Here is a 17,044-nt window from a genome sequence, read left to right as displayed (position 1 = left end):
CCGCCGGCGCCGTGCCCCACCGCCCCGCCGGCCGTCACCGAGTTGAGGAGTACACGTGATCCCCGTCCTGCTGGCCGACGACGAGGCGATGATCAGAGCCGGTGTCCGGGCGATCCTCGCCGCCGACCCGGAGATCGAGGTGGTGGCCGAGGCCGCCGACGGGCGCGACGCGATCGAGCTGGTCCGGGCCCATCGGCCCCGGGTGGCGCTGCTGGATATCCGGATGCCCCGGCTCGACGGGTTGGCCGCCGGAGCGGAGATCCGCCGGCTGGTACCGGAGACCGCGGTGGTCATGCTGACCACGTTCGGCGAGGACGACTACATCGCCCGGGCGCTCGGCGAGGGGATGAGCGGATTCCTGCTCAAGTCCGGCGACCCTCGGGAGCTGATCGCCGGGGTACGGGCGGTGGCCGACGGTGCGGCGTACCTGTCGCCGGAGGTGGCGCGGCGGGTCATCGAACTCGGCGGCGGGCTGCTGGCCCGGGCACCGGCCGCCCGGGAGCGGATCGAGGGGCTGACCGAGCGGGAACGGGAGGTACTGGCGCTGGTCGGTGCCGGGCTCTCCAACGCCGAGATCGGCCAGCGGCTCTTCCTGGTCGAGGGGACGGTGAAGAGCTATCTGAGCAGCATCTTCACCCGGCTCGGGGTACGCAACCGGGTGCAGGCGGCGATCATCGCGTACGAGGCGGGCCTGACGGCCTGAGCCCGTACGGGGCGGGGCCCTCCCCGGCCAGGGAGCGCCCCGCCCCGGGCTCAGGCGTCCCGCCGGCGCAGTACGGCGAGCCCGGCCAGCAGGGCCGCGACCGCCCAACCGGCGACGATCAACAGGCCGGCCGCCGCCGGGTAGGGGTCGCTCTCCCCGCGCAGGAAGTGCAGGCCGGCGCTGCCGGGCAGCGCGTCGGCGATCGCGTTGAGCGGCCCGAGGTCGGGCAGCCGCAGCGTGGCCGGCACGATCGCCAGCAGCAGGAAGACCGTGACCAGGGTGCCGACCGCGCTGCGCAGTGCGGCGCCGAGACCGAGGGTGAACAGCCCGATCAGCGCCAGGTACCCGGCCAGCCCGAGCGCGTACCCGACGGTCTCGCCCAGCTCGAACCGGCCCCACTCGCCGAGCACCGGGGCGGCGACGGCGGCACCGAGCCCGCCGAGCAGCAGGCCGGTGCCGAAGGTGACCGCGGCGACCACGGCGCTCTTGGCCAGCAGCAGCCGGGCCCGGGACGGGATCCACTGCAGGGTGGTACGGATCGTCCCGCTGCTGTACTCGCTGGTGATGACGAGCAGGGCGAGTGCGATCACCGCGAACTGGGTCAGCTCGACGGCGTCGACCGCGATCCGCCCGACCGCCAGCACGCCCCGGTCGTTCGCCGGCTCGTCGTCGGTGTTGCCGTTCGCGACGTAGATCGCGAGTTGCCCGGCGGTGGCGGCCATCAGCAGCACGCTGGAGAGCAGACACCACCAGACCGAGCGCACCGACCAGAGTTTCGTCCACTCGCTGGCGATCGCGCCCGGAAGTCCACCGCCGGACGGCGGGCGGTCGGCGGACCGGCCGGCGGCCCGGCGGGCGGTGTGCGGGAGAGTGCCGTTCGGGTGCGGGAGGGTGCTGCTCATCGTGCCTCTTTCCGCTCGGATGCCCGGGACCGGCCGCCGGAGCCGTGGGAGCCGCCGACCCGGTCGCCGGGGGAGCCGATCCGGGCGTCGAGGGTGGTGGCCGGTGGCGGGGCGGCGAACTCCAGGTTGCCGTCGGTGAGTTCGAGATAGGCCTGTTCGAGGGAGGCCTCCCGGGTGTTCAGCCCGTGCAGCCGTACCCCGAGATCGTGGGCCAGGTCACCGACCTGGCCGACGGTGCTCCCGGTGACCAGCAGTTCGTCGTCACCGATCCGTTCGACGGTGGCGTGCCGGCCGACCAGCCCGTCCCGGAGCCGGGCCAGTGCGGCCGGTTCGGGGCTGACCACCCGGACGGCGGCCGGCGAGCTGCCGGCGATCACCTCGGCGATGGGCGCGTCGGCGAGCAGCCGGCCCCGGCCGATCACCACGAGCTGGTCGGCGGTGAGCTGCACCTCGCTCATCAGGTGGCTGGAGACGAAGACCGTACGTCCCTGCGCGGCGAGCGACCGCATCAGCTCGCGGATCCACCGCACCCCGTCCGGGTCCAGCCCGTTCACCGGTTCGTCGAAGATCAGCACACCCGGGTCGCCGAGCAGCGCGCCGGCGATGCCCAGCCGCTGGCCCATGCCGAGCGAGAGGGTGCCGGCCCGCTTCCCGGCCACCTCGGTCAGGCCGACGGTGCCGAGTACCTCGTCCACCCGGCGTACCGGAATGCCGTTGCTCCGGGCCATCGCGGTCAGGTGGGCCCGGGCGGTCCGGCCGGGATGCACCGCCCGGGCGTCGAGCAGCGCGCCGACCTCCCGGAGCGGATGCCGGAAACTCCGGTACGGCCGGCCGCCGACCAGCGCGGTACCCGAGTCGGGCCGGTCCAGGCCGAGGATCATCCGGATCGTGCTGGACTTCCCGGCGCCGTTCGGCCCGAGGAAGCCGGTGACCCGGCCCGGCGTGATCGACAGGGAGAGCCGGTCGACCGCCGTGGTGGCGCCGAAGCGCTTGGTCAGTTCGGTTAACGTGATCATGGATCCTTCCGGTGCTCGTAGCGGCCAGACAGCGACGGTAGGAATCCGGACGGCGGTCACACAGCGGACGATCGAGGGTCGGCGGGGCCGACTTTCGTCAGGAATGCCGGCCGGTGCTCCGCGCCGGGCCACCGGTCGGGGCGCCCTGGAGTCTGCCTCGGACGGGTGCATCGAGGGCGGCGACGTAGGCTGGGTGCCGTCCGGGCAGCCGTCGGTGCTGGAGGTCCTCAGTCATGCAGCAGGTCGAGGCGGATTCCTCGATGCCCGGAGCGGACCGGGTGGCCGGCTCCGTCCGGTGGTACCCCCGGGTGCTCACCCTGGCCGTCGTGATCGTGCTGGTGGACCAGATCACGAAATACCTGGCCGTGGCGGCGCTCTCCGACGGCGGCGTCGTACCGGTCCTCGGCGACCTGCTCAGCCTGCGGCTGCTCTACAACCCGGGCGCGGCGTTCTCGATCGGCACCGGCGTCACCTGGATCTTCACCATCATCGCCGCCGTCGCGGTGGTCGCGATCACCCGGGCCGCCTGGAAGGTCCGCAACCGGGCCTGGGCGCTCGCCCTCGGCCTGGTGCTGGGCGGCGCCACGACCCACCTGCTGGACCGGCTCTTCCGCGCGCCCGGGTTCGCTCGGGGCCACGTCGTCGACTTCATCGACTACGCCGGCTTCTTCGTCGGGAACGTCGCCGACATCTGCCTGGTGCTCGGCGGCGCGCTGATCGTCCTGCTATACCTGCGCGGGATCGACATCGACGGCCGGCGCGACCGGGCGTGACCCGGCCGGGCGGAGCCGGGCCAGGCCGAGCACGGTGCCGAGCCCGGCACCGGCCAGCAGCACCATCGCCCAGGCGATCACCGCCGGACCGAACGCGTTGACCGCCAGCCCGATCGCCGGGGGCAGGGCGATGCCGCCGGCCATCGACACCGCGACCACGGTCGGGGTCAGCCCGGGGCGGTGCTCGGCCAGCCAGGCCAGTCCGGTGGGGAAGAGCGGTCCGACCGCGGCCCCGAGCAGTCCGTAGCCGAGCGGCGCGAGCGGGTCGACCAGGGTGGCCGTCGCGGCCAGCACGGTCAGGCCGGTGCAGGCGAAGACGATGGCCCGGGCCGAGTAGCGGCGGCAGAGCGGTACCACCGCGAAGCGTGCGGCGGTGAAGGCCAGCCAGAACCCCGAGGTGGCGGTCGCCGCCGCTGCCGCCGGCCAGCCGGTCGCGATCAGGTGGGTGGTTTCCCAACCCGCCGCGCCGGTCTCCAGCCCGACGTGCAGCACGAAGAAGAGCAGGAACCCCAGCGACAGCGCGGTGCCGACCGGGAACGCCCGCCGTCGTGGGCCACCCCGGGCGGTGGGGGTGACCGGGCCGGCGGCGCGGCGGGTCTGGTCGGCGGGCCGGGCGGGGCCGGACAGGGTACGCAGGGCCGGCAGGGCGAGGAGGGCGAGCAGGGCGCAGCCGGCGAACGACCAGCCGTATCCGGGCAGCAGCCCGACGGCGATCGGCCCGGCGACCGCGCCGGCACCGAAACAGCCGTGCAGCAGGTTGAGCATGCCGTGGCCCCGCTCGGCGTACACCTCGGTGAAGACCTGGTTGACGCCGCCGTCCAGCCCGCCGAAACCGACGCCCGCGACGAAGGCGGCGACCAGCGCGGAGGGCCAGTCCGGGGCGAGTGGGAACGCCAGGGCGCCCGCCGCGACCCCGAGCAGCGACCAGGCCAGGAAGCGCCCGTCCGGTACCCCGAACCGGCGGGCCAGGGGCATCGCCAGTACGCCGATGATCGCACCTGCGAAATGCACGCTGAGCGCGGCCGCCGCCCCGGCGGCGGTGATCCCGTGCGCCTGGCGTAACTGCGGGATGGCCGGACCGTACAGCGCCTGTTGCAGACCGATCATCGCGAAGGCGGTGACCGCGCCGAGCACCGCCAGCCGGCGTAGCCGGGGTGGCCCGGGGCGTCGGGTCGGCGTGCTCATGCCAGCACCACCGTGAGGCCGGCGTCGCGCAGCGCCGCCACCTGTTCCGGGTCGGCGCGCTCGTCGGTGACGAGGACGTCGGCGAGCTGCACCGGCCCGATCCGGGCGAAGGTGGCCCGGCCGAGCTTGGTCGAGTCGGCCACCACCACCCGGCGGCGGGAGGCGCCGATGGCGGCGCGTTTGACGCGTACGTCGTCCAGGTTGAAGTCGGTCAGTCCGGTTTCCGGGTCGGCACCACCGACGGAGAGCACGAAGGTGTCGAACCGCAGCTCCTCGAAAATCCGCTCGGCGAGCGGCCCGACGAAGCAGTGTTCCCCGGCCCGGACGTCGCCACCGGCGGCGATCAGCCGGATCCCGGGCTCGTCGGCGAGTTCGGTGCTGGCCGGGACGCTCAGCGCGCACACGGTGAGTTGCCGGCGCCCGCGCAGTGCCCGGGCGGTGGCCAGCGCGGTCGTGCCGGCGTCGACCACCACGGTCTCGTTGCCGCCGATCAGCTCGGCGGCGGCGGCACCGATCCGGGCCTTGGCGTCGGCGTGCTGCCGGACCCGTACCGCGAACGGCGGCTCGTAGCTGCCCGAGACGGTGCTGACCGCGCCGCCGTGCACCCGCTGGAGCAGTCCCTCCCGTTCGAGCAGTTCCAGGTCGCGGCGGATGGTCATCTCCGAGACGCCGGTCCGGGCGCTCAGCTCGGCGACCGTCACCCGGCCGGAGGTCAGCAGCGTCTCGACGATCGCCTGGTGCCGTTCCTGCGCAGACATGTGTTCGAGTAAAACAGCAAATCTGTTTGAATCGCAAAATTTTTTGTTCGAGTGAGGCGAGTCTCAGCCCGACCGTCTCCCAGCAGGCGCGATGATGGTCGGGTCGGGTCGGGTCGGGTCGACGTCGGGGGACCCGTCAGCGGGTCAGGAGCGCGCGACGACCAGCGCGTCCGGCATCCGGAACGAGAGGTTGTCCGGACACCACGGCGCCCGGAGTACGGTCACGCCGGCCAGCAGCGGGGCGGTCTCGGCGACCACCACCGCCGCCTCCAGGCGGGAGAGCTGGGCGCCGACGCAGCGGTGCGCCCCGGCCCCGAACGCCAGGTGCCGCCGCGAGCCGCGCTGCCCGGGCACGAACGCCTCCGGAGCGGCGACCACCGCCGGATCGCGGCCGGCGCGGGCCAGCCAGAGCACCAGGCTGGCCCCCTCGGGTACGGGGGTGCCGGCCAGCTCGGTGTCCCGGGCGGCGACCCGGCGCCAGGTGACGATCGGCGGCTCCAGCCGCAGCGCCTCCTCGACCACGTCCTCGACGTCCACCGTGCCGGCACGCACTCCGGCGACCACCTCCGGGGTGCCGGTGAGCCGGTGCAGCAGCAGGGTAAGGAACTGCGAGGTGGTCTCCTGACCGGCGACCAGCAGGAAGAACAGTGCCCCGATGACGGCATCCGGCGGATGCCCGGCGGCACGCAGTTCGGCGGCCAGGCCGGCGCCGGTGGCGGCGAACTCCCGCAGTACGGCGTGGAACCGGCCCACCACGTCGGCCAGTACCCGCTGTCGCGGCAGGTCGACCGGGGCCCAGAACAGTTCCAGGGCGGCCCGGGTGAACTCCTTGACCACCTCGGCCGGCGCCTCCGGCAGGTCGACCAGCCGGGCCAGTACCAGCAGCGGCAGGTCGGCGGCGAGGTCCGCGTACAGGTCGACGGGTTCACCGGCGTCGAGCGCGGCGCCGAGCCGGCCGACCCGCTCCCGCACGACGGCGGTCAGCCACGGCCGCTGAGCGGCGACCCGGTGCGGATGCAGCGCCTCGGCCACGATGCCCCGGATCTGTGGATGGCTCGGCCCGCCGTTGTTGGCCAGGGTGGCGGGCAGCCGGAAGCCGTGCCGGGCGAGGATCCGGAGCGCACCGACCGGGATCGGGGTCATCGCGTCCAGGGCGTTGTCCGGACGGAACGTCCCGGGATCGGCGAGCACCTGGCGGACCAGCGCGTGTCTGGTCACCACCAGGTGTTCGACCCCGACATGGTCCGGCACGGCGACCACGTCCGGCCACGACCGCTCGGCCGGCTCCTGCCAACTACGGAACAGCACCTGATCACGCTAACCAGTACCGGCTCGGTGGCCGGGGCCGCCGGTCGCCGGGGTGACCTTCGTCAGTTCCCAGACCCGGCTGTGCTTGACCCGGACGCTCTCCAGGGCGACCGTGACCGGGATGTCGTAGCCGGCCAGCGGCTGGAACCGCCCCCTCGGCAGGTACGCCCGCTCCGGATCGCCGACCAGCACCCGGGCGCCGGCCCGGGCCGCCCGGATCAGGAACCGGAGCACCCGGTTCGCCATCGCCTGGCTGTAGAAGACGTCGCCGGCCAGCACCACCTGGGCGCCGTCCGCGTCGGCGTCCAGGATGTCGCCGAGTTCACCGGCCACCGCCACTCCGTTGGCCTCGGCGTTGGCCTCGACGGCGGCCACCGCCATCCGGTCGATGTCGACGGCCCGGACCTGCGCGGCGCCGGCCCGGGCGGCGGCGATCGCCACCAGTCCGGAGCCGGACGCCAGGTCCAGCACCCGTTGGCCGGCGACCGTCTCCGGATGGTCGAGCAGGAAGCGGGCCAGCGCCTGGCCGCCGGCCCAGGCGAAGGCCCAGAACGGCGGCGGCTGCTCGCTGCGGAACTCGCCCTCGGTCAGCTCCCAGAGGCCGATCGGCTCGGCCGCCTGGTGCAGCCGGATCTCCGGTACCGCCGACACCGGGGTCAGCTGGGCGTACCTTCGGACGAACTCGGCCGGGTTCTCGGACACAACCGCCGATTGTGCCGGTCAGCCCGCCGGCGACACCGTCCGCCCCCGGCATCCCGCCGTCCGGCCCGGTTCCCGCACCCGGGCGTGTCGCCGCACAGTGGTAACCGGTTCAGTACTCCGCGTCAAAATCGCCCTCTTCATTGCTGAATGGTGCTGATACCCCAGTCTTCCGCGCATCCAGCAATGCCCATAGCGTCCATTGAGTACGCAATCGGCGCGGATGGGTGGTGGTGACGGTGTGGCGGCTCGCGACCCGGCTCGGGTCCACGCTGGTGTGCGCGGCGACGGGCTGGGCGATGCTGCCGTCCGCTCCGGCCGGGGCGGCTCCCGGCTTCGACACCGCGCTGACCCGGCTACCGGGCCGGTTCGTCGCCGGTGCCGGGGCCGAGACGATCACCGCGGTGATCTCCACCACCCTGGACGGCGAGTGCCGCAAGGTCCGCTGGTCACTGGTGCTGAGGGCGGACGGCCTGCGGCTCGACCAGATCGGGATCGACCGGATCGAGGAGACCGGGGTGGTCCCGATGGACGTCCGGGGCGAGGGTGGCGCGGCCAGGCTCACCGACCGGGACCTGGACCCCGGCACGCTGTGCCGGGACCGGACGGTCACCGCCCAGTACCGGCTGGCCGTCGACGACGCGGTGACGGACGGCCGGATCGAGCTGACGGTGGAGGCGTTCGACGCCCAGTCCCGGCTGCTCGACCGGCGCAGCGCCACCCGCGAGGTGATCAGCGAGCGGAGCGGAGCGCCGCCGCGGCGTGCGCCGGCACCGAACACACCGGAGCGGGCCCGGGCCACCCCGACCGAGGCGGCGCCGAGTCCGACCGAGCCGGTCGAACCGGAGCCGACCGAGTCGGTGGAGGGCGACTCACCGGTACTCGCCGAGGGGCCGGACGGGGCCGCCGGGTCGGACGAGGGCGGCTCGGGCGGCGGCGAGGCCAGTGCCACCGCCGGTCGGGGCGGTACCGGGCTGACCGGGGTCGGCTTCGCGGTCGGTGCCCTGCTGCTCTTCCTCGGCGCCGGCCTGCTGCTCCGGCTGCGCTTCCGCAGCCGGTTCGCGGAGGCGGCGCCCGCCCCGGCGCGCCGGGCCCACCAGCCCGCCGCCCGACACGGCCGCCCGGGGGCGGTACGCCGGCGCGGCGGTGCCGCCCGGCACTATCCCGACTGGTGATCCGCACCCGCACGCGCAGCGGCCCCGCCCGATCCTGACCGCGATCGGACGGGGCCGCTTCGGTCAGTTACCTGCCGAACGCCTGGAACTCGGCGATCCGGACGTGACTGCGGGCCGGGCTGGCGGTCGTGCAGTCGGTGCTGGCCGCCGGGTCGTCGTCCTGCTCACCGGCATACTCCGGACCACCGGTGCACTGGCTGTGCAGCACCTGGATCCGCAGGTGCGTGGCGACCGTGCGCGGGATGTCGAACGAGCGCAGGTTGACGTCCCGCGAGTACGCCCGGTACTTCCCGCCCGGGAACGCGTCCGACCGGCTGGTGTACACCTTCCGGTAGTTGGCGTCCACCGTGCAGTCGACCCGGGTGGCGTCGCAGGCCAGTACGGCGAAGGAGCGCAGCGCCGAGAGGGCGTTCTGGCTGCGCGGGTCGGCCGGGTCGGCGGCGTTCGTCGGCCGCAGGTAGGCACTGACGTTCACCCGGCGTACGGTCTGCGGCCGGTCACCGGCGAGGTCGACGGTGACCTGCTTGCCGGCCACCCCGTCCAGGGAGGCCCAGTTGGTCGCCTCGGTGTCGTCGACGAGCTTGTCGGTGTTGACCCCGTCCCCGGCCACGGTCGCGCCGGAGGCGGCCGAGGCGAGGTTGCGGTTCAGCTCCAGCTCCAGGGTGACCGGCTTGTCGCCGTGCCGGCCCCGGCCGGGCTCGAACTCCCGGCTGAACCGGGTGTGCCCGAAGCCCGGGGCGACCGCCACGAACGAGAATTTCGTGTCCGCGATCACCTCGAAGGTGTCCGGCAGCGGGGTGGCCGGGTCGGTGTCGGCGACCGGGACGGCCCGGGCCTCGTACGCGCCGAGGTAGAGCCGGATCGGCGCGTCCCGGCTCTCGCCGTCGGCCTTGAGCCGCACGGTGACGTTGCGGGCGTGCGGCGAGGCGAAGCTCGGCGTCGGGTCGGTGTCGGCGGCGCCGTTGGTGGCGGCGTCCCGGCCCATCCCGGAGACGGCGAAGGCGTCCCAGATGATGTCCTGGTTGGCCCCGCCGAACCGGAGCTGGTCCGCGGCGAGCATGTTGTCCCGCATGTCCAGCATGCTGACCGAGCTGGCCGCCTGGAGCAGGTACGAGTCGAAGACGAGCTGGCTCCAGCGCCGGTTGCCCGGGCACTTCTGCACCGCGACCCGGCCGAGGGCGCAGTCGAGCTGCTTCGACGGCGTGCCCTGGCCGTACCGCCGGACCAGCGCGGACCGGACCCGGTAGTTGGTCGCGCCCCAGATCTCGCCGTCGGCGTGCACGGCCGGACCGGCGGTGTTGTAGCCGACGTCGGAGTAGTTCAGCGGGCTGCGGCTGAGGTCGTAGTTCCGGATGCCGCTGACGGTGTTGCCGGTGACGTAGCCGCCGATGATGAACGGCGTCTCGCCCGGGGCCCGCAGGTTGTGCTGGAAGAGGTACTCGGCGGCCATCAGGTCGCTCCAGGACTCGCCCATGGCGCCGCCCTGGTGGCCGCTGATGCCGCTGTTCGGCCCGCCGATCATCCGGTTGGTGACCGCGTGCATGTACTCGTGCCCGATCACCGTCATGTCGTAGTCGCCGTCCCCGCAGGGCGGGTACGGGCCACCGGCGGCGGGCTGCCACAGGTACATGTTGGTGCTCGGCGGGAGGCCGTCGCGCGGGGTGCTCTGGTTGGCGTTGTTCCGGTTGCCGCTGAGCGCACCCTGCTGGGCCCGGCCCTGCTCGGCGTCGCCGCCGAGGCCGTCGGCGGTGAGGTTGACCGCCTGGAGGTTCCAGGCCGCCTCGTCGAAGCCGAGCCGGTAGGTCCAGTCGTGCATCCGGTTGTGCATGGCGAAGAGGTTCGCGATCGCCGCGTTCGCGTCGTTGTCGTGCTCGGCGGCGAAGACCGCCGGGTTGCACCGGGAGGTCTTCCACGGGTCGGTGAACGGGTAGACGTAGTTCCGGGCCGGGCTCTCGGTCGCCGGTACGGCGGGGGTGCCGCCGCCCCAGGAGACGACGGTGTTGGCCGAGTTGCCCCGTGAGGTGAGGGTCGGCTGCCCGGTGGCCAGGTCGACGTCCCAGGCCTGCCCGCTGTTCGGGTCCCGGACCGGGCGCTCGCAGCCGCGCGTGACGGTCAGGCACCAGAGCACCCGGGAGTCCCGGCCCGGCTTGGTCCGGCTCGGCGGGGTGGCCGGGAAGACGGCCCACTTCGGGTTCTCCGAGTCGAAGTCGACCAGGTCCTCGCGGACCAGCACGGTGCTGCGCTCACCGTCGACGAAGGTGGTGAACGCGGTCGGGTGGTCGGTCCGGTCGGAGATCAGGGTGACCTCCCAGGCGGCCCGGGGCGCGGCGTCCGGCACCGGCACGGCGACCTGCCGGATGTCCCGGCTGGCCACCTCGTCGGCGGTCAGCCCGGCGTCGGCCAGCGCCACCGCGTACGCCTGGTCGGCGGTGACGGTGACCGGCTGGGGAGTTCCGGTGTTCCGGGAGAGCGAGGAGCTGACGTTGATCACTGTGCCGCCGGTGACGGCGATGCTGACCAGTCCGTCGTAGCCGGCCGGCAGGTCGCCGAAGCGCTGCCGCAGGGTCACCACGGCACCGGCGCCGATCTGCCGGACCAGCAGCCTCTCCAGGCTGGCCACGGCCGCGGCGTCCAGGCCGAACAGCTCGCTGTTGCGGGCCAGGTACTGCCGCGCGGCGGTCTCCGGGTCGGCGTCCAGCCCGGTGGCGAGCGGGCCGTCGGTGGCGGTCAGCGCGTGCGGGGTGCCGAGCGCGTTCCACCGGACCTCACCGGCGACCTGGTGGGCCAGGCCGCGCTGCCGGGCGTTCGGGGCGGCCGAGCCGGCCCGGTTGTCCACGTCCCGGTGGGCGTGGCTGCCCCCGTACGACTCCGGGTGCTCCCCCGGCTGGACCGCAGCGCCGGGGTCGCCGGCGGGTGCCGCGTTGGCGCTGGTGGCGCCGGGCAGCAGGGCGGCGGCCAGCACGGCCGCCATCAGCGCGGGCAGCCCGCGCCGACCGGTCCAGATCGTTGATCTCCACCGGGTATGTGGCAAGGCGTCCTCCTTGGACGAGATACGACGAAGCCGACCGGTCAGGTCGGCTTACGGGTGGGGGAGTTGGATCATGAGCGCGTGTAGATACGTGGATATCAGCCGGTGCCGGGGGAAGCAAGGATCGGTCGGGTACCGGCCACGGGGATAGGTCCCGTTCGTATAACGGTTCGACCGGGCCGATCGGTTTTCCGGCGTTCTCGCAGGTCCGGCCGGTCTTCGTCGCGACCGCGTCTCTTGACAAGCGGCCCGCGTCACACCTAGCGTCCGGTTCTGTTGGATCGTTTCATTGCCGTACCGCACGACCTGCCACCGTCAATTACCGCCCCCGCGACCCGGCCCGACGTCGAGGGAGGATCCCGCCGCTGCCCGCCCAGGCATCCCTGCGCCCGCTCAGGCAAGCGGTTTCCTGCCCCGACGTCCGCACCCACCGGCCGTCGTCGCCCTCGGGAAGGAGAATGTCCATGGTGCACACCCGACGGGCCCGCCGAGCCGTGAGGGCCGCAACCCTCGCCGCGGCGGCCCTGCTCGTCCTGCCGCTGGCCGCCTGTGGCGGTGGTGACGACGCCTCGGACGGCCCGGTCACCCTCGACTTCACCTGGTGGGGCAACGAAGACCGGGCCAAGGTGACCGAGCAGGCCATCGACCTGTTCGAGAAGAAGTACCCGAACATCAAGGTGAACACCTCGTTCGGCGCCTTCGACGCGTACTTCCAGAAGCTCTCCACCCAGATCGCCGGTGGCGACGCGCCGGACGTGGTGCAGATGGACCGCGCCTACCTGCGGGAGTACGCCGACCGCAACGCGCTGCGCGACCTCACCGAGTACATCGAGGACGGCACCCTGAAGGTCGGGGACATCACCCAGACGCTGCTTCCGGCCGGCAAGGTCGGCGACGCGACGTACGCGGTGCCGATCGCGCAGAACACCCAGGGCGTCGTCTACGACCCGGCGCTCTGGCAGAAGGCCGGCGTGGCCGCGCCGACCCCCGAGTGGAGCTGGGCCGACATGCAGGCCGCCGGGCAGAAGCTGAGCCAGTCCAGCGGCGGCAAGGTGGCCGGCTTCGGCGACTTCGGCTTCGCCATCGACTGGTTCGACATCTGGCTGCGCCAGCGGGACAAGGCCATCTACACCGACGACGGCAAGCTCGGCTTCACCGAGGCGGAGCTGACCGAGTTCTGGACCATGACCGGCCAGATGCGCGCGGTCGGCGCGCTGGCGCCCCCGGCGCTGACCACCCAGCTCGACGGCTCGATCACCAACTCCTCGCTGATCAAGAAGGGCGTCACCGCCGAGGTCAACTACGACTCCGGCTTCACCGGCATGGTCAGCGCGTACGGCGCGCCGCTGGCCATCGCGCCGATGCCGAGCGACACCCCGAAGCGGGGGATGATCGCGGCGATGTCGATGGCCTACAGCGTCGCGCAGCGCAGCGAGCACCCGAAGGAGGCGACCATGCTGGTCGACTTCCTGGTCAACGACGTCGAGGCGGGCAAGGTGCTGGCGGTCTCCCGGGGCATGCCGGCGAACGCCAAGGTGCGGGACGCGATCGCCCCGACCCTGGCCCCGAACGACAAGCTGGTCTACGAGTTCGAGCGGTCCGTCGTCGACAAGCTGCTGCCCACCCCGCCGCCGCAGCCCAAGGGCGGCGGCGCGGTCAAGGCCGAGTTCCAGCGGATCTACGACGAGGTCATCTTCGGCCGGATCCCGGTCGCCGAGGGTGCCAAGCGGGTCATCGACGAGGCCAAGAGCCAACTCGGCTGAGTCACCGGCGCGACGCCGGGGAGCCCCTGTCCGTACGGACGGGGGCTCCTTCGTTGCCGGTGCACCGTACGATGCCGTTTCGGTCCGTCGGTTCCAGGGTCGTGGGGCGGGTTCCGCCGGGCCGGCCCCGCGCGGCGGCCGAGTCCCGGTTACCCGGGCGGCCGACCCGGCCATCCGGCCGGCCGCCCGGGCGTCTCCGGCATCACGCCGCACACCGCGAGTCGTCCGCCGCGCTGCTCAGCGGCCGGGCGAGACCGCGAACACGTGCGCCGGGGCCGGCGGCAGCGGGCCGACCGTCAGCACCGGGCCGTCCGGGCCGGGGCGAACCCGGGGCTGCGCCGCCGCCGGGCCGACCACCCGGAGCCGGGCCCCGGGCGGCAACGACAGCCCGGGTACCCCGAATTCGGGGCCCGGGTCGCCGAGCACGATGAGGTAGCGGACGTCGTCGCGCCGGGTGAACCGGACCGGTACCCCGGCACTGGTGACCGCCGCCGGCACCTCGCACGGGCGGGTGCCGTAGATCGCCTCGCCGTGGTCGGCCAGCCAGCGGCCCACCTCGTGCAGCACCGCCCGCTGTGCGGCCGGCACGACGCCCCGGTCGTCCGGGGTGATCCCGAGCAGCAGGTTGCCGTTCTTGCTCACCACGTCGGCGAGCAGCCGTACCACCTCGGTCGCGGAGAGCAGGTGCTCCGCCGTCTCCTGCCGGTTCCAGCCGAACGAGAGCCCGAGGGCCCGGACCGTCTCCCACGGTGCCGGATCGATCTCCGACCGGGTCCCGTACTCCGGGGTGCGCACGTCGGCACCGTCCCGGGAGAAGCGGTCGTTGACCACCCCGTCCGGTACCGCCGCGTAGTACTCCGCGACCAGCCGGTCGGGGTCACCGGCCGGCGGATATCCGATGTCGTTCCAGAGCACGCTCGGCCGGTACCGGTCGATCAGCTCACGCCAGTGCGCGTCCACGTACCGGGCGTATCCCGGCGCGTCGGGGACGCTCGCCGCCACGTCGGCCATCCGGCGGATCGGCAGGTTGCCGAAGGTCCAGTCCAGGCCGCCGGAGTAGTAGAGGCCGTAGCGCAGCCCCCGGTCCCGCACCGCCGCGCCGAGCTCGCCGACCACGTCCCGCCCGGTCTGCCACTGCGGCAGGTGCGGGTTGGGGTGGGCGGAGGGCCAGAGCAGGTAACCGTCGTGGTGCTTGCTGGTCGGCACGACGTACCGGGCGCCGGCCGCCGCGCAGAGGTCGGCCCAGGGCGCCGGATCCCAGTCCCGGACCGCCGCGACCAACTCGGTGCGGAAGTCGGCGTACGGGCGGTCGCCGTGCGCCCGCCGGTGGTACGCCCGGGTCGGCCCGTCCAGCAGGTAGGTGTTCTGGTACCACTCCGCGTACGAGTGCCGGGCCAGCGGGTCCGAGTGCTCCGCCGCGCCGGCGGTGCCGTCCGGGGTGGACTCGTCCGGGCCGGTCCGGCCGGCGCCGAGCAGCCGTACCACCTCGTCGTCCAGCGGCGCCCAGGCCGGGACGGAGTAGAGGCCCCAGTGGATCATGATGCCGAACTTGGCGTCCCGGTACCAGGCCGGGGTCTCCCGCTCCCCGCGCACGTCAGTCGAGTTCCAGCCGGATCGCGTCGTACGCCGCCTCGTTGCCCAGCTCCGGCGGGGTCTCCTCGTTGATCGCCAGGGTGATCTCGTTGCCGGTCCGGCGCAGTGCGCCCGCGTCGAACCGGAACTCCCGCCGGTAGTGCCGGCCGCCGCAGGCGCTGCGGTAGGTGGCGCCCCGGGCGTCGTCCGGCGCGAACGTCCAGACCAGCCGCAGGTCGTTGACGCCGATGGTCAGGTTGCTCGGCAGCGGCGGTACGTCCCGGGCGGTGTCCATCGCCCAGGCGGCGAGCGCGACGGTCAGCGTGGCGGTCGCGCCGGGCCGCACCGGCCGGTCGAGGTCGAACCGGATCCGCCAGGGCGGCACCGGTTCCCCGTCGACCCGCTGGAACTGGAGGTAGTTCCAGTCGTCGTCACCGCTGCGCCCGACCGTGTAGACCACCCCGTCCGGGAAGTCGGCGTGGAAGAACCGCGCGGTGCCCCACTGCCGGAACTCGTCGCCGCGGCGGAACTCCGCCGAGGTGCGGTCGGGGGTACCGAGCTGGAAGACCGTCCGGCCGTTGCGGGGCGGCTCCCAGTGCAGCTCACCCAGGTCGACCCGGCCGCCGGCCGGCACCGTCACGTCGTCGCGGACGTACTCGCCCCAGGTGCCGGGCCGGTAGACGGTGAGCCGGTACGTCCCGGGCCGCACGTCGGGTAGCCGGAACACGCCGCCCGGGCTCACATCCGTCCAGTACGCGTACCCGAGTGCGGTCCGCTGGAAGTCCAGCCGGTTGTCCGAGAGCACCGCCACCGCGCCGCCCAGGTGCGGCTGGCCGGCGAGCCGGATCCGGCCGTGCACGGTGCACCGCTGTGTACCGGGCGTCCAGCCCGGCAGCGCCACCCGGTCGTAGAAGTTCCGGTGCACGTCGAGGCGGGCGTAGCGCAGCGCCTCGGCACGCATCCGGGCCGGGTCGTCGCCCCGGCTCAGGTAGACGAAGTACGGCCCGTACGTCTTCTCCCACGCCTGGCCGGCGGCCACCCGTACCGGTGGTGAGCCGTAGTGCGTCGCCTGCGGCTCGACCAGCAGCACCGGTCGGCTGGTGGTCTGGTGCAGGGTCAGGTCCTGCCGGACCGGGCCGCCGCAGAACGCCTCCCGGTTCGGCTGGACGGCCCAGATCCCGTACCCGTTGCCGTAGAGGCCGTGCACCACGTGGTCCTTGAGGTAGGTGGCCCAGTCGTACTTGGTGTAGTAGCGCCGGGGGTAGGCCGAGCCGAGGCCGGCCAGGTCGTGCGTCGCGTCCATCACCACGGGAGCGGCGGCCAGTTCGGCCGGGGTGGGCATCCGGGCGGCACCGGCCCGCCACGGTGCACCGATCGGATCGTCCTCGACCGAGACGTGCGTGAACAGCTCGGGGTCCAGGTAGCAGACGTACCGGTGCTGGTCGGAGCGGAAGCCGTGCAGCTCCGGCGGGTGCTGGAAGACGGTGGCCAGGTGGATGCCGGGCTCGCCGGCCCGGACGATGTGGTGCCGCTCCAGCCAGAACGGCCCGCCGTTGGTCGGGCTGTACCGGAAGGCGATGTCGACGAAGTCGTCCCCGCGCCGGATCTCGTACGAGTTCTGTGCCGGCGGCAACGGCAGCGGATCGCCCTCCATCGAATTGTTCATGTCGAAGTTGCCGCGACCGCCCGCTCCGAGCAACTCCTGACCGTGCAGCCGCAGCGAGGTCAGCCGACTGGCGCTGGTCTTGCTGACGGTGATCCGGACCGGTCCGTTGTCGACGACGATCTCGGTGTCGGTCTCGGTGACCTCGCAGCTCGTCCGCCCCTCGCTCGTCTGCGCCTCGTCGAATGCCGCACCGGCGGCCGCGCCGCCGGTTGCGGCACCGATCCCGGCACCGAGGGCGGTCGCCGCGCTGATCCGATGAAAGTCCCTGCGTGCGATCACGTCGTGTCCTCCCGATCAGGAGCATCGGATGTCTGCCCACGGTGGCCGGCCACAGCGTCCGGCCACCGTGGGCGGAATCGTCCCGGCGCGACCGCCGCTGACTCGCGGTTGAAACGAATCAATCGGATTACGACGCTATTGCGCTACGAGGACACCTGTCAAGGCACCGCCACCAGACATCGGATGTCAGGGCGGGATCGGGGCTCGCTCTTCGGGT

The 17,044-nt window shown here is 73.3% G+C and carries 13 protein-coding genes; 4 read left to right on the top strand and 9 right to left on the bottom strand.

Annotated elements, in window-relative coordinates; genetic code table 11:
* Positions 1-88: 88 nt before the first annotated feature.
* The gene (locus tag ACQEVC_RS43330) at positions 89-703 is read left to right on the top strand and encodes a response regulator (RefSeq protein WP_432892038.1); all 615 of its coding nucleotides are present in this window, start codon (positions 89-91) and stop codon (positions 701-703) included.
* 50 nt (positions 704-753) lie between these two features.
* Here ACQEVC_RS43330 and ACQEVC_RS43325 read toward each other — a convergent pair whose 3' ends face one another.
* The gene (locus ACQEVC_RS43325; RefSeq protein ID WP_432890060.1) at positions 754-1,605 is read right to left on the bottom strand and encodes an ABC transporter permease; all 852 of its coding nucleotides are present in this window, start codon (positions 1,603-1,605) and stop codon (positions 754-756) included.
* Entirely contained in the window at positions 1,602-2,621 is a 1,020-nt protein-coding gene (locus ACQEVC_RS43320) for an ABC transporter ATP-binding protein (RefSeq protein ID WP_432890058.1), read from the bottom strand. The genes ACQEVC_RS43325 and ACQEVC_RS43320 overlap by 4 nt, the downstream gene beginning before the upstream one ends.
* 233 nt (positions 2,622-2,854) lie before the next feature.
* On the opposite strand from ACQEVC_RS43320, the gene ACQEVC_RS43315 reads away from it, so the two are divergent.
* Positions 2,855-3,394 (top strand): signal peptidase II, encoded by a 540-nt coding sequence (locus ACQEVC_RS43315; protein WP_432890056.1) that lies wholly within the window; start codon positions 2,855-2,857, stop codon positions 3,392-3,394.
* Here ACQEVC_RS43315 and ACQEVC_RS43310 read toward each other — a convergent pair.
* The 4 genes from ACQEVC_RS43310 to ACQEVC_RS43295 form a co-directional block, all read right to left on the bottom strand.
* A complete protein-coding gene (locus ACQEVC_RS43310; protein ID WP_432890054.1) occupies positions 3,347-4,579 on the bottom strand; it encodes an MFS transporter in 1,233 nt (410 codons plus the stop codon). The two genes, ACQEVC_RS43315 and ACQEVC_RS43310, sit on opposite strands and share 48 nt — an antisense overlap.
* Complete coding sequence (locus ACQEVC_RS43305) at positions 4,576-5,337, bottom strand: DeoR/GlpR family DNA-binding transcription regulator (RefSeq protein WP_432890052.1); 762 nt, start codon at positions 5,335-5,337, stop codon at positions 4,576-4,578. Before ACQEVC_RS43305 ends, ACQEVC_RS43310 begins: the two co-directional genes overlap by 4 nt.
* A gap of 144 nt (positions 5,338-5,481) precedes the next feature.
* Positions 5,482-6,645: a cytochrome P450 gene (locus tag ACQEVC_RS43300; RefSeq protein WP_432890050.1), complete on the bottom strand. Its 1,164-nt coding sequence runs from the start codon at positions 6,643-6,645 to the stop codon at positions 5,482-5,484.
* A 9-nt stretch (positions 6,646-6,654) separates the two neighbouring features.
* The gene (locus ACQEVC_RS43295) at positions 6,655-7,347 is read right to left on the bottom strand and encodes a class I SAM-dependent methyltransferase (protein ID WP_432890048.1); all 693 of its coding nucleotides are present in this window, start codon (positions 7,345-7,347) and stop codon (positions 6,655-6,657) included.
* Positions 7,348-7,574: 227 nt separating this feature from the next.
* Between ACQEVC_RS43295 and ACQEVC_RS43290 the strand changes: the two genes are divergently transcribed.
* Positions 7,575-8,519, top strand: coding sequence for a hypothetical protein (locus ACQEVC_RS43290; protein WP_432890046.1), 945 nt, complete (start codon positions 7,575-7,577; stop codon positions 8,517-8,519).
* Between the two features lie 67 nt (positions 8,520-8,586).
* On the opposite strand, the gene ACQEVC_RS43285 is transcribed toward ACQEVC_RS43290, so the two are convergent.
* Entirely contained in the window at positions 8,587-11,550 is a 2,964-nt protein-coding gene (locus ACQEVC_RS43285; protein WP_432890044.1) for a M36 family metallopeptidase, read from the bottom strand.
* A 461-nt stretch (positions 11,551-12,011) separates the two neighbouring features.
* Here ACQEVC_RS43285 and ACQEVC_RS43280 point away from each other — a divergent pair, with 461 nt between their 5' ends.
* Positions 12,012-13,310 (top strand): ABC transporter substrate-binding protein, encoded by a 1,299-nt coding sequence (locus ACQEVC_RS43280; RefSeq protein WP_432890042.1) that lies wholly within the window; start codon positions 12,012-12,014, stop codon positions 13,308-13,310.
* 237 nt (positions 13,311-13,547) lie between these two features.
* On the opposite strand, the gene ACQEVC_RS43275 is transcribed toward ACQEVC_RS43280, so the two are convergent.
* Positions 13,548-14,903: an alpha-L-fucosidase gene (locus tag ACQEVC_RS43275; protein WP_432890040.1), complete on the bottom strand. Its 1,356-nt coding sequence runs from the start codon at positions 14,901-14,903 to the stop codon at positions 13,548-13,550.
* A 1-nt stretch (position 14,904) separates the two neighbouring features.
* On the bottom strand, positions 14,905-16,827 hold the full coding sequence (locus ACQEVC_RS43270; protein ID WP_432890038.1) for a polysaccharide lyase family protein: 1,923 nt from the start codon (positions 16,825-16,827) through the stop codon (positions 14,905-14,907).
* Positions 16,828-17,044 lie beyond the last annotated feature (217 nt).

This window comes from Plantactinospora sp. CA-294935, from assembly GCF_050936445.1.
Lineage (GTDB): Bacteria > Actinomycetota > Actinomycetes > Mycobacteriales > Micromonosporaceae > Plantactinospora.
The sequence above is the reverse complement of the archived record's forward strand: the minus strand, read 5'-3'. Positions and strand labels throughout refer to the sequence as shown.

Bases quoted from the DNA above. Each gene is read 5' to 3' on its own strand.
- ACQEVC_RS43320 (WP_432890058.1), bottom strand. From the start codon at position 2,621: ATGATCACGTTAACCGAACTGACCAAGCGCTTCGGCGCCACCACGGCG.
- ACQEVC_RS43315 (WP_432890056.1), top strand. From the start codon at position 2,855: ATGCAGCAGGTCGAGGCGGATTCCTCGATGCCCGGAGCGGACCGGGTG.
- ACQEVC_RS43305 (WP_432890052.1), bottom strand. From the start codon at position 5,337: ATGTCTGCGCAGGAACGGCACCAGGCGATCGTCGAGACGCTGCTGACC.
- ACQEVC_RS43325 (WP_432890060.1), bottom strand. From the start codon at position 1,605: ATGAGCAGCACCCTCCCGCACCCGAACGGCACTCTCCCGCACACCGCC.
- ACQEVC_RS43330 (WP_432892038.1), top strand. From the start codon at position 89: ATGATCAGAGCCGGTGTCCGGGCGATCCTCGCCGCCGACCCGGAGATC.
- ACQEVC_RS43280 (WP_432890042.1), top strand. From the start codon at position 12,012: ATGGTGCACACCCGACGGGCCCGCCGAGCCGTGAGGGCCGCAACCCTC.
- ACQEVC_RS43310 (WP_432890054.1), bottom strand. From the start codon at position 4,579: ATGAGCACGCCGACCCGACGCCCCGGGCCACCCCGGCTACGCCGGCTG.